This is a genomic window from Kitasatospora sp. NPDC004531 (genome assembly GCF_053602195.1).
In genome coordinates this window covers 46,225-58,116 of record NZ_JBSGDD010000040.1, presented here as the reverse complement: position 1 = coordinate 58,116, position 11,892 = coordinate 46,225, and the positions used below count along the sequence as shown (strand labels likewise).

General features: G+C 70.9%; 11 protein-coding genes. All 11 read left to right on the top strand.

Annotation, left to right across the window (positions count from 1 at the left end; all coding sequences use genetic code 11):
• Positions 1 to 885: molybdopterin-dependent oxidoreductase (locus tag ACWEMJ_RS18130; protein WP_452138050.1), on the top strand; the 885-nt coding region annotated here is incomplete at its 5' end.
• Positions 882 to 2,213, top strand: a complete 1,332-nt coding sequence (nuoH, locus tag ACWEMJ_RS18125; protein ID WP_452138049.1) for an NADH-quinone oxidoreductase subunit NuoH — start codon at positions 882 to 884, stop codon at positions 2,211 to 2,213. The genes ACWEMJ_RS18130 and nuoH, both read left to right, overlap by 4 nt.
• A gap of 8 nt (positions 2,214 to 2,221) precedes the next feature.
• Positions 2,222 to 2,803 (top strand): NADH-quinone oxidoreductase subunit NuoI, encoded by a 582-nt coding sequence (nuoI, locus tag ACWEMJ_RS18120; protein WP_452138048.1) that lies wholly within the window; start codon positions 2,222 to 2,224, stop codon positions 2,801 to 2,803.
• On the top strand, positions 2,800 to 3,654 hold the full coding sequence (locus ACWEMJ_RS18115) for an NADH-quinone oxidoreductase subunit J (protein ID WP_452138047.1): 855 nt from the start codon (positions 2,800 to 2,802) through the stop codon (positions 3,652 to 3,654). Before nuoI ends, ACWEMJ_RS18115 begins: the two co-directional genes overlap by 4 nt.
• Entirely contained in the window at positions 3,651 to 3,950 is a 300-nt protein-coding gene (nuoK, locus tag ACWEMJ_RS18110) for an NADH-quinone oxidoreductase subunit NuoK (protein WP_035865142.1), read from the top strand. The genes ACWEMJ_RS18115 and nuoK overlap by 4 nt, the downstream gene beginning before the upstream one ends.
• A 15-nt stretch (positions 3,951 to 3,965) precedes the next feature.
• Positions 3,966 to 5,861 carry an NADH-quinone oxidoreductase subunit L gene (gene nuoL, locus ACWEMJ_RS18105; protein ID WP_452138046.1) on the top strand — a complete coding sequence of 632 codons (1,896 nt, stop codon included), beginning with the start codon at positions 3,966 to 3,968 and terminating at the stop codon, positions 5,859 to 5,861.
• Positions 5,861 to 7,474 (top strand): NADH-quinone oxidoreductase subunit M, encoded by a 1,614-nt coding sequence (locus ACWEMJ_RS18100; protein ID WP_452138045.1) that lies wholly within the window; start codon positions 5,861 to 5,863, stop codon positions 7,472 to 7,474. The genes nuoL and ACWEMJ_RS18100 overlap by 1 nt, the downstream gene beginning before the upstream one ends.
• Positions 7,471 to 9,108 carry an NADH-quinone oxidoreductase subunit NuoN gene (nuoN, locus tag ACWEMJ_RS18095; RefSeq protein ID WP_452138044.1) on the top strand — a complete coding sequence of 546 codons (1,638 nt, stop codon included), beginning with the start codon at positions 7,471 to 7,473 and terminating at the stop codon, positions 9,106 to 9,108. Before ACWEMJ_RS18100 ends, nuoN begins: the two co-directional genes overlap by 4 nt.
• A gap of 90 nt (positions 9,109 to 9,198) precedes the next feature.
• Positions 9,199 to 9,783 carry a Uma2 family endonuclease gene (locus tag ACWEMJ_RS18090; RefSeq protein WP_452138043.1) on the top strand — a complete coding sequence of 195 codons (585 nt, stop codon included), beginning with the start codon at positions 9,199 to 9,201 and terminating at the stop codon, positions 9,781 to 9,783.
• 162 nt (positions 9,784 to 9,945) lie between these two features.
• A complete protein-coding gene (locus tag ACWEMJ_RS18085) occupies positions 9,946 to 10,959 on the top strand; it encodes a polyprenyl synthetase family protein (protein WP_452138042.1) in 1,014 nt (337 codons plus the stop codon).
• Positions 10,960 to 11,189: 230 nt separating this feature from the next.
• Positions 11,190 to 11,849, top strand: a complete 660-nt coding sequence (locus ACWEMJ_RS18080) for a response regulator (protein ID WP_452138051.1) — start codon at positions 11,190 to 11,192, stop codon at positions 11,847 to 11,849.
• Positions 11,850 to 11,892: the final 43 nt, after the last annotated feature.

The following is an 11,892-nucleotide window of genomic DNA, read 5'->3' as shown; positions in this document are numbered from 1 at the left end:
GGCGCGCTGCCCGGGCTGCTGCCCGGCGCCCGGGCCGTCGAGGTGCCTGCCGCGCGTGCCGAGGCGGCCGCGCACTGGGGCGTCGCCGAGCTGCCCGCCGCCGAGGGCCGCGACACCGACCGGATCCTCGCGGCCGCCGCCGCGGGCGACCTGGACGCGCTGGTGGTCGGCGGCGTCGGCGTGGACGACCTGCCGGACCCGGCGCTGGCCGAACAGGCCCTGGAGCGCGCCTTCGTGGTCTCGCTGGAGCTGCGCCCGTCCGCGGTGACCGCGCACGCCGACGTGGTGCTGCCGGTCGCCGCCGTCGCCGAGAAGGCCGGCACCTTCCTGGACTGGGAGGGCCGGGTCCGGATGTTCGAACCGGCCGTCAAGCCCGACCAGTTGATGGGCCGCCACCTGCACTCGGACGTCCGGGTGCTGTCCATGGTCGCGGAGGCGCTGGAGCGGCCGATCGGCCTGCCCGACGTCCGGGCCGCCCGGCTGGAGCTGGACCGCTTCGCGCCCTGGCAGGGCGACCGCCCGGCCGCGCCCGCCGCGCACCCCGGCACGCTGCCCCGCCCGGTGACCGGGCAGGCCGTGCTGGCCGGGCACCGGATGCTGCTCGACAACGGCTCCCTCCAGGACGGCGACGAGCACCTGGCCGGCACCCGGCACCCCGTGGTGGCCCGGCTGTCCGCCGCCACCGCCGCCGAGATCGGCGCCACCGCCGCGCTGCGGATCACCGGCCCCGCCGGGTCGCTGACCCTGCCGCTGGAGATCACCGCGGCGATGCCGGACCGCACGGTCTGGCTGCCGCTCAACTCGACGCCCGGCGGCGGCGCGCACCGCACGCTCGGCACCACCCTCGGCCACCTGGTCACCATCGCCCCGGCGGAGGAATCATGAGCCTCGCTGCTGCGTACGACACCCTGGCGTTCTTCGGTCGCGACCCGTGGTGGCTGGTGCTGCTGAAGGCGGTGTTCTGCTTCGCGTTCCTGGTGCTGACGGTGCTGATCGCCATCGTCTGGGAGCGCAAGGTCGTCGCCTGGATGCAGCTGCGGATCGGCCCCAACCGGCACGGCCCCTGGGGTCTGCTCCAGTCGCTGGCCGACGGCGTGAAGCTGGCGCTCAAGGAAGACCTGGTGGTCAAGGGCGCCGACAAGGCGGTCTACATCCTGGCCCCGATCGTGGCGGCGATCCCCGCGTTCATGGCGTTCGCGGTGATCCCGTTCGGCCCGGCCGACAACGAGGTGTCGATCTTCGGCACCCGCACCCCGCTGCAGCTCACCGACCTGCCGATCGCGCTGCTGTACATCCTGGCCACCGCCTCGGTGGGCATCTACGGCATCGTGCTGGCCGGCTGGTCGTCCGGCTCCACGTACCCGCTGCTCGGCGGCATCCGCTCGTCCGCGCAGATGATCAGCTACGAGATCGCGATGGGCCTGTCGTTCGCGGCGGTGTTCATCTACTCGGGCTCGATGTCGACCTCGGAGATCGTCGCCTCGCAGCAGCCGACCTGGTTCGCGGTGCTGCTGCCGGTGTCGTTCATCGTCTACATCATCGCGATGGTCGGCGAGACCAACCGCGCGCCGTTCGACCTCCCGGAGGCCGAGGGCGAGCTGGTCGGCGGCTTCAACACCGAGTACTCCTCGCTGAAGTTCGCGATGTTCATGCTCGCCGAGTACGTCAACATGGTCACCGTCTCCGCGGTCGCCTCGACGCTGTTCCTCGGCGGCTGGCGGGCCCCGTGGCCGATCTCCACCTTCTGGGAGGGCGCGAACCACGGCTGGTGGCCGATGCTGTGGGTGGTGCTGAAGATCCAGCTGCTGCTGTTCTTCTTCATCTGGCTGCGCGGCACCCTGCCCCGGCTGCGCTACGACCAGTTCATGAAGCTCGGCTGGAAGGTGCTCATCCCGGTCTCCCTGGTGTGGCTGGTGATGGTCTCGGCGGTGCGGGCGCTGCGCAACGAGGGCTACGACTTCACCAAGGTGCTGCTGTACGTGGGCGCCCCGCTGGCGGCGGTCCTGCTGATCGCGCTGATCGCGGACGTGGTGCGCAAGAAGCCCGAGGAGCCGCCGGCCGCCGCGCCGCCCGCGGCCTTCGACCCGATGGCCGGCGGCTACCCGGTCCCGCCGCTGCCCGGGCAGGAACTGCCGCCGGTGCCGCGCCGCCGCCGCCGGACCCCGCAACTCCAGGACGCCCTCAACGGGGCCGACCATTCCGAAGGGAGCTGAGTTCCGCGATGTCTGACGAATCTTCGGAAAAGTCGGTCCTCGGACCGGCCGCCGGCTTCGGCGTGACCTTCAAGGCCATGTTCAAGAAGCGGCTCACCGAGCAGTACCCGGAGTACAAGAAGCCCACCGCCCCGCGCTTCCACGGCCGCCACCAGCTCAACCGGCACCCGGACGGCCTGGAGAAGTGCGTCGGCTGCGAGCTGTGCGCCTGGGCCTGTCCCGCCGACGCCATCTACGTCGAGGGCGCCGACAACCGCGACGAGGAGCGCTACTCGCCCGGCGAGCGCTACGGCGCCGTCTACCAGATCAACTACGCCCGCTGCATCCTGTGCGGGCTGTGCATCGAGGCCTGCCCGACCCGGGCGCTCACCATGACCAACGAGTACGAGCTCGCCGACTCCAGCCGGCAGGACCTGATCTTCACCAAGGAGCAGCTGCTGGTCGGGCTGACCGAGGGCATGGTCGACTCGCCGCACGCGTACTACCCCGGCGCCGACGAGGGCGCCTACTACCGGGGCGAGATCACCGGCGCCGCGCCGGGCACCGTGCAGCAGGAGAAGCACACGCGGGACAAGGAGGCGCAGTCATGACCTCCACCGGCGAGGCCGTGCAGTTCTGGGTGCTGGCCGTGATCGCGGTCGGCGGCGCGCTCGGCATGCTGCTGATGAAGAAGGCGGTGCACTCGGCGCTCTGCCTGGCCGCCACCATGCTGTCACTGGCGATCTGCTACCTGGCGCAGGGCGCGGTGTTCCTGGGCGTGGTGCAGATCGTGGTCTACACCGGCGCGATCATGATGCTGTTCCTGTTCGTGGTGATGCTGGTCGGCGTCACCACCGCCGACTCGCTCAAGGAGCAGCTGAAGGGCCAGCGGATCGCCGCCCTGCTCTGCGGCCTGGGCTTCGGCGTGCTGCTGGTCGCCGGCCTGGCGAACGCGAAGCTGACGCACTTCACCGGCCTGGCCGAGGCCAACGCCGAGGGCAACGTGCAGGGCCTGGCCCGGCTGATCTTCACCAAGTACGTCTGGTCGTTCGAGGTGACCGGCGCGCTGCTGATCACCGCGGCGATCGGCGCGATGGTGCTGACCCACCGCGAGCGGATCCGCGAGCGGATGACGCAGCGCCAGCTCGCCGCCCAGCGCGTCAAGGACAACATCCAGGTGCCGCCGCTGCCCGCCCCCGGCGTGTACGCCCGGCACAACGCGGTGGACATCCCCGGCCTGCTGCCCGACGGCACCGTCGCCGAGGACTCGGTGATGGGCACCCTGCGCGAGCGCGGCCAGATCCGCGACGTCAGCCAGGAGATGCTGCAGCGGATGGCGGAACTGGAGGAGAGCACCGCCGACTGGCTCGGCCGCCCGTCCTCCGCCCGCCCGCGGGTGACCGGGCCCCGCCGGCCCCTGGAGACCGTGCCCACCCCGTCGACCGAGGAGGAGGCGGAGTGAACCCGGTCAACTACCTGTACCTCGCCGCGCTGCTGTTCACCATCGGCGCTTCCGGGGTGCTGATCCGCCGCAACGCGATCGTGCTGTTCATGTGCGTGGAGCTGATGCTGAACGCCTCGAACCTGGCGCTGGTCACGTTCTCCCGGATGCACGGCAACCTGGACGGCCAGATCCTCGCGTTCTTCACCATGGTGGTCGCGGCGGCCGAGGTCGTGGTCGGCCTCGCCATCATCGTCTCCATCTTCCGGACCAGGCACTCCGCTTCGGTCGACGACAGCAACCTGATGAAGCTGTAGGCGGAGGGCCCTTCAGTGAACTCTCTCATTCCGCTGCTGGTCGCGGCGCCGCTGGCCGGCGCTGCCCTGCTGCTGCTCGGCGGACGGGCCCTGGACCGGTTCGGGCACTGGATCGCGACCGCCCTGGCGGCGCTGTCCTTCGCCTTCGGCCTCACCCTGTTCTTCGACATGCTGGGCCGCGACACCGAGCACCGCGCCGTCACCGAGCGGCTGTTCAGCTGGATCCCGGTGAACGGCTTCCAGGCCGACGTCGCCTTCCAGCTCGACCAACTGTCCGTCGTCTTCGTGCTGCTGATCACCGGCGTCGGCAGCCTGATCCACCTCTACTCGGTGGGCTACATGGCGCACGACGAGCGCCGCCGCCGGTTCTTCGCCTACCTGAACCTGTTCCTGGCGGCCATGCTGATCCTGGTACTGGCCGACAACTACCTGCTGCTGTACGTCGGTTGGGAGGGCGTGGGCCTGGCGTCCTACCTGCTGATCGGCTTCTGGCAGCACAAGCCGAGCGCCGCGACGGCCGCCAAGAAGGCGTTCATCGTCAACCGGGTCGGCGACCTGGGCCTGTCCGTCGCGATCATGCTGATGTTCGCCGAGTTCGGCTCCTTCGCCTTCCAGCCGGTGTTCGGCGCCGCGGACGGGGCGAGCGAGGGCAAGCTCACCGCGATCGGCCTGACGCTGCTGCTCGCCGCCTGCGGCAAGTCCGCGCAGGTCCCGCTGCAGTCCTGGCTGGGCGACGCGATGGAGGGCCCGACCCCGGTCTCCGCGCTGATCCACGCCGCCACCATGGTCACCGCCGGCGTCTACCTGATCACCCGCTCCGCGGCGATCTTCGACCTGGCCCCCGACGCGCAGACCGCCGTCGTGGTGGTCGGCGCGGTCACGCTGCTGTTCGGTGCGATCGTCGGTTGCGCCAAGGACGACATCAAGAAGGCGCTGGCCGGCTCGACCATGTCGCAGATCGGCTACATGATCATGGCGGCCGGCCTCGGCCCGATCGGCTACGCCTTCGCGATCATGCACCTGGTCACCCACGGCTTCTTCAAGGCCGGGCTGTTCCTCGGCGCCGGGTCGGTCATGCACGGCATGAACGACGAGGTGAACATGCGCCACTACGGCGGGCTGCGGAAGTACATGCCCGTCACCTTCTGGACCTTCATGGTGGGCTGGGCCGCGATCATCGGCTTCCCCGGCCTGTCCGGCTTCTGGTCCAAGGACAAGATCATCGAGGCGGCGCTCGCCAAGGGCGGCACCGAGGGCTGGATCCTCGGCGGCTGCGCGCTGGTCGGCGCCGCCGTCACCGCCTTCTACATGACCCGGGTGGTGCTGCTCACCTTCTTCGGCGAGAAGCGCTGGCAGCCCGACGCGGACGGCAACCTGCCGCACCCGCACGAGTCCCCGAAGACGATGACCGTCCCGATGATCGTGCTGGCCGTCGCCGCGTTCGCGGCCGGCGGGCTGTTCTCGCTCGGCGACTCCTTCCTGAAGTTCCTGGAGCCGGTCACCGGCCACGAGGAGGGCCACTCCCCGCTGAACGCCTACACCGTCAGCGGCATCGCCACCGTCTGCATGCTGGCCGGCGTCGGCCTCGCCTGGGTGATGTACGGCCGCAGCCCCGTCCCGGTGACGCCGCCGGTCGGCTCGCCGCTCACCCGGGCCGCCCGCCGCGACCTGCTCCAGGACGACTTCAACCACGCCGTCCTGGTCCGGCCCGGCACGGCGCTCGCCGCCACCCTGGTCTGGTTCGACAGCAAGGGCCTGGACGGCCTGGTCAACGGCCTGGCCGCCGCCATCGGCGGCCTGTCCGGGCGGATGCGCCGGATCCAGACCGGTTTCGTCCGGACGTACGCGCTCTCCATGTTCGGCGGCACGCTGGTGCTGGTCGCCTCCACTCTCCTGATGAGGTCGGTCTGATGAGCTACCTCCTCGCCGCCACCTGCGCCGTCCCGGCCGTCGGAGCGGTGGTCACCGCCGCTCTGCCGGCCGGCACCAGCGAGGCCCGGCGGCGCACCACCAAGGCCGTCGCCCTCGGCGCCTCGCTGGCCACCCTCGGCCTGGCCGCCGCGATCGCCGCCGCCTTCGAACCGGGCGGCCCCCGTTACCAGTTGACCGAGTCCTACAGCTGGATCCGGTCGTTCGGGATCAGCTTCTCGCTCGGCGCGGACGGCATCGGCACCGTGCTGGCCCTGCTCACCGCCGTGCTGGTCCCGCTGGTGATGCTGGCCGGCTGGCACGACGCCGACCCCGCCGCACCCGAGGGCACCTTCGAGTCCAAGCGCCGTACCCAGGGCTTCTTCGCGCTGATCCTCGCCGTCGAGGCGATGGTGCTGGTGTCCTTCCTGGCCACCGACGTGTTCGTGTTCTACGTGTTCTTCGAAGCCATGCTGATCCCGATGTACTTCCTGATCGGCGGCTTCGGCGACCGGGCCGGCGGACCCGACTCGGCCCGCCAGCGCTCCTACGCCGCCGTCAAGTTCCTGCTGTACAACCTGCTCGGCGGACTGGTCATGCTGGCCGCCGTGATCGGCCTGTACGTGGTGGCGAGCGACCAGGGCCTGGCGACGTTCAGCCTGCCCGCGCTCACCGACGCGATCTCCTCCGGCAAGCTGGTGATCGACCCGACCGCGCAGCGCGCGCTGTTCCTCGGCTTCTTCTTCGCCTTCGCGGTGAAGGCCCCGCTGTGGCCGCTGCACACCTGGCTGCCGAACGCGATGGGCGAGTCCACCGCCGGAACGGCCGTGCTGATCACCGCGGTCGTCGACAAGGTCGGCACCTTCGCGATGCTCCGGTTCTGCCTCGGCCTGTTCCCGGACGCGTCGAAGACCTTCGCCCCGACGATCATGGTGCTGTCGCTGATCGGCATCGTCTACGGCGCGCTGGTCGCCATCGGCCAGAAGGACATCAAGCGGCTGGTCGCCTACGCGTCCATCTCGCACTTCGGGTTCATCATCATGGGCATCTTCGCGATGACCAGCCAGGGCCAGTCCGGCGCCACCCTCTACATGGTCAACCACGGCATCTCCACCGCCGCGTGGATGCTGGTCGCCGGCTTCCTGATCTCCCGCCGCGGCTCCCGCCTGATCGCCGACTACGGCGGCGTGCAGAAGGTCGCCCCGGTGCTGGCCGGCACCTTCCTGATCGGCGGACTGGCCACCCTGTCGCTGCCCGGCCTGGCCCCGTTCGTCAGCGAATTCCTGGTCCTGGTCGGCACGTTCACCCGCTACCCGGTGATCGGCGTCATCGCCACCTTCGGCATCGTGCTTGCCGCGCTGTACGCGCTGATGCTCTACCAGCGCACCATGACCGGCCCGGTCAAGGAGTCCGTCAGCGGCATGCACGACCTGAAGGCCCGCGAACTCGCCGTCGTCGCACCGCTGGTGGCCCTCACCCTGCTGCTCGGCGTCTACCCGCAGCCGCTCACCCGGATGGTGAACCCGGCCGTCGACGACACCCTCAGCCAGGTCCACCGGACCGACCCCGCGCCCGCCCACCCGGTCGCCGCCACCAACGGAGGTGAGCAGAAGTGATCGCCACCCACGCGCTTGCCGCCGCCGGCGGCAACAGCCCCAGCATCCCCGCCCCGCACATCGAGTACGGCCAACTCTCGCCGATGCTGGTGGTGTTCGGCGCCGCGCTGCTCGGCATCCTGGCCGAGGCCTTCCTGCCCCGCCGGCTGCGCGCCGCCACCCAGCTGGGCATCTCGCTGCTCGGCCTGGTCGGCGGCTTCGTCGCCGTCGTGGTGCTCGCCGCCCAGGGCCACGCCACCACCCGGGCCGGCCTGCTGGCGATGGGCTCGGTCGCCATCGACGGGCCCGCGCTGTTCCTCCAGGGCGTCATTCTGCTGACCGCCGTCCTCGCCGTCCTCACCTACGCCGAGGGCCGCCTGGAGCCGCGCATCAACGGCCACCGGATCGACGCGTTCGCCGCCCAGGCCGCCGCCGTCCCCGGCGGCGAGCAGGAACGCGAAGCCACCCGCGAGGGGCTGCGCACCACCGAGATCTACCCGCTCACCCTGTTCGCGGTCGGCGGCATGCTGCTCTTCCCCGCCTCCAACGACCTGCTCACCATGTTCGTGGCGCTCGAAGTGCTCTCGCTGCCGCTGTACCTGATGTGCGCGCTCGCCCGGCGCCGCCGGCTGCTCTCGCAGGAGGCCGCCGTCAAGTACTTCCTGCTCGGCGCGTTCGCCTCCGCGTTCTTCCTGTTCGGCACCGCGCTGCTGTACGGGTACGCGGGCACCCTCCGCCTCGGCGAGATCGCCGACGTGGTCTCCGGCGTAGCCCCCGTCACCCCCGCGCTCGCCGTCACCACCCAGAACGACGCGCTGCTGCTCATCGGCCTCGCCATGCTCGCCGTCGGCCTGCTGTTCAAGGTCGGCGCGGTGCCGTTCCACTCCTGGACGCCGGACGTCTACCAGGGCGCGCCCACCCCCGTCACCGGGTTCATGGCCGCCGCCACCAAGACCGCCGCGTTCGGCGCGCTGCTGCGGCTCTTCTACGTCGCCTTCCCCGGCATCCGCTGGGACTGGCGGCCCGTCATGTGGGGCGTCGCGATCCTCACCATGGTGGTCGGCTCGATCCTCGCCGTCACCCAGCAGGACGTGAAGCGGCTGCTCGCCTACTCCTCCGTCGCGCACGCCGGGTTCATCCTCACCGGCCTGATCGCCACCGACCGGCGCGGCGTCGCCGCCGTCCTCTTCTACCTGCTCGCGTACTCCTTCGTCACCCTCGGCGCGTTCGCCGTCGTCACCCTGGTCCGCGACTCCAAGGGCGAAGCCACCCACCTGTCCAGCTGGGCCGGGCTCGGCCGGCGCTCGCCGCTGCTCGCGGCGGTCTTCGCGCTGTTCCTGCTGGCCTTCGCGGGCATCCCGCTCACCTCCGGCTTCACCGGCAAGTTCGCCGTCTTCCAGGCCGCGGCCGGCGGCGGCGCGACCCCGCTGGTGATCGTCGGTGTGCTGTCCTCCGCGATCGCCGCCTTCTTCTACATCCGCGTCATCGTCCTGATGTTCTTCTCCGACCCCCAGCCCTCCGGCCCCGCCGTCGCCGTCCCCAGCACCCTCACCGCCACCACCATCGCCTTCGGCGTCCTGGTCACCCTGGGCCTCGGCCTGCTCCCGCAGTACTTCCTCGACCTGGCCACCAAGGCCGCCCTCTTCGTCCGCTGACCCGTTCGCCCAGCGTTCCGGCCCCCGCCACCACCTGGCGGGGGCCGACTCGTTGTCCGTGGAAAGGGCACAAGGAAGGCGGCGTATCGGATGGACGCGGCGACTGCTGACTGGCGTTTTCCACCCTCCACGGGCTGGACGTACGACCAGGTCAAGGACTCTGATTGGCCCTTCGAGTTCGAGCTGGTGGACGGCGGGTTCGCGATCCGCGGCCGGACCGGCCAGTGGCACGACACTGTGCGGGACGAGCTGTTCTTCGCACTCCACCGCGCCTGCCAGGGGGCGTACGAGGCCGGCATCAGGCGTTGCGTGCTGGTCGATCCCCACAACGCGCCCAAGCCCGACGCGATCGTCTTCGACCGGACCGGGCTCGACTTCTTCACCATGGAGCGCGTTCCCGTCACCGCCGTGAAGCTCGCCGTCGAGGTGGTCTCGCACGGCTCGCGCAGCGACGACCGCTTCCGCAAGCCCGGCATGTACGCCGAGGCGGGCGTGCCGTACTTCTGGCGGGTCGAGCGCGGTGAGGACGGCTCCCCGGTGGTCTACGAGTTCCACCTGGACGAGGAGACCGGGGTGTACGCCCCGGCCCCCGGAGTGGCCGTTCATCACGGCAAGTTGATCACCGAACTCCCTTTCCGTATCGAGCTGGACCTCACCCGGATCGTGCCGCGCTGAGCTGGGGCTCGTGTCCTGGGCACTGGTCGGGCCCGCCACCAGCGGGGGAAGGGCCCAGGCCCGTGCAGTGATCCACTCCGGACCGGATACGCTGCCTTGTATGTGCATCGGCGGCGCTGAGGGACCGGCCCGCTGGATCGACCAGGGACAGGAGTGGTCAGCGTGACCGTCGTGGGGCCCTTCGGGCTGAGCGTGCAGGACCGCGATCTGACCCGTGACGTCCAGGCCGGGATGGAGGCCGTGGAGGCCGCCCTGATCGAGGCCGTCAAGTGCGACGTGCCCTTCATCACGGTGACCGCCAGCCACCTCATCGAGGCCGGGGGGAAGCGGTTCAGGCCGCTGCTGGTGATGCTCGCCGCCCAGTTCGGCGACGCCGCCGCACCCGGCGTGGTGCCGTCCGCCGTGGTGGTCGAACTGACCCACCTCGCGACGCTCTACCACGACGACGTGATGGACGAGGCCCCCGTGCGGCGCGGCGCCCCCAGCGCCAACAGCCGCTGGGACAACTCCGTCGCCATCCTCACCGGCGACTTCCTGTTCTCCCGCGCCTCCCAGGTGCTCTCCGACCTCGGCCCCGAAGCCGTCCGGGTCCAGGCCGACGCGTTCGAACGACTCGTCACCGGCCAGATCCTGGAGACCGTCGGCCCCCGCCCCGAGGACGACCCGCTCCAGCACTACCTCGACGTCCTCTCCGGCAAGACCGGCTCGCTGATCGCCGTCTCCTGCCGCTTCGGCGCGATGATGGCCGGCGCCGAACCGTGGATCGTCGACCTGCTCACCCAGTACGGCGAACGGATCGGCACCGCGTTCCAGCTCGCCGACGACGTCCTCGACATCGCCTCCGACGGCCACGAGTCCGGCAAGACCCCCGGCACCGACCTGCGCGAGGGCGTCCCCACGCTGCCCGTCCTGCTGCTGCGCCAGCTGCCCGTCGACCCGGCCGACGCGGAGGACGTGCGACTGCGCGAACTCCTCGACACCGACCTGGCGGCCGACGACGCCGCCCACGCGGAAGCGCTGCGCCTGCTGCGCCGGCACCCCGCGCTGGAGCGGGCGCGGCGGGAGACGCTGCGCTACGCGGAGGAAGCGCGTGCGCTGCTCGACCCGCTGCCGGACTGCCCGGCGAAGGCGGCGCTCCAGGAGCTCTGCGACACGGTGGCCATCCGCACCATGTGAGTGGGTGCGAAACCGGGGGCGCGGGGAACTGCGCGAATGGGAACGCACCACATCGGAAAGATCGCGACGCAGGACAATGACCTGCACTTGATCGCGACCTTGCGGACGGGCCTTGCGCTTGTCGCGCAGTTCTCCCCCAGCCCTGGCGGGCCGGGAGGTGCCCCCACGCGCCCCTGGTTGTGCGCTCCCTGGTCTCGCATCCTTCCGCGCCCGCTAGGGTTCGTGGCATGTTGCGTGTGGTGATCGCCGAGGATTCCGTGCTGCTCCGGGAGGGGCTGACGCGGTTGCTGACGGACCGGGGGATGGAGGTCGTGGCGGGGGTCGGGGACGGGGACGCGTTGCTGCGGGCGGTGGACGGGCTGCAGGGGGAGGGCGCGTTGCCGGACGTCGTGGTGGCGGACGTGCGGATGCCGCCGACGCACACCGATGAGGGGGTGAGGGCGTGCGTGGAGCTGCGCAAGCGGTATCCGCAGCTGGGTGTGCTGGTGCTGTCGCAGCACGTCGAGGAGCAGTACGCGGGTGAGCTGCTGGCGGGTTCGACCCGCGGGGTGGGCTACCTGTTGAAGGACCGGGTCGCGGAGGTGCGGGAGTTCGCGGAGGCGGTGACCCGGGTGGCGCAGGGCGGCACCGCGCTGGATCCGGAGGTGGTGCAGCAGTTGCTGAGCCGCAGCCGGCAGGTGGACACGCTGGCGAACCTGACGCCCCGTGAGCGCGAGGTGCTGGGGCTGATGGCGGAGGGCCGGACGAACGCGGCGATCGCCAAGCAACTGGTGGTGTCCGACGGTGCGGTGGAGAAGCATGTGTCGAACATCTTCCAGAAACTGCGTTTGGGGCCGAGCCAGGAGGATCACCGGCGGGTTCTCGCGGTGCTGGCGTATTTGGAGTCGTGACCGGCCGGGAGACCCGTCGGGGCGGTCTTCGCGAGTTCCCTTC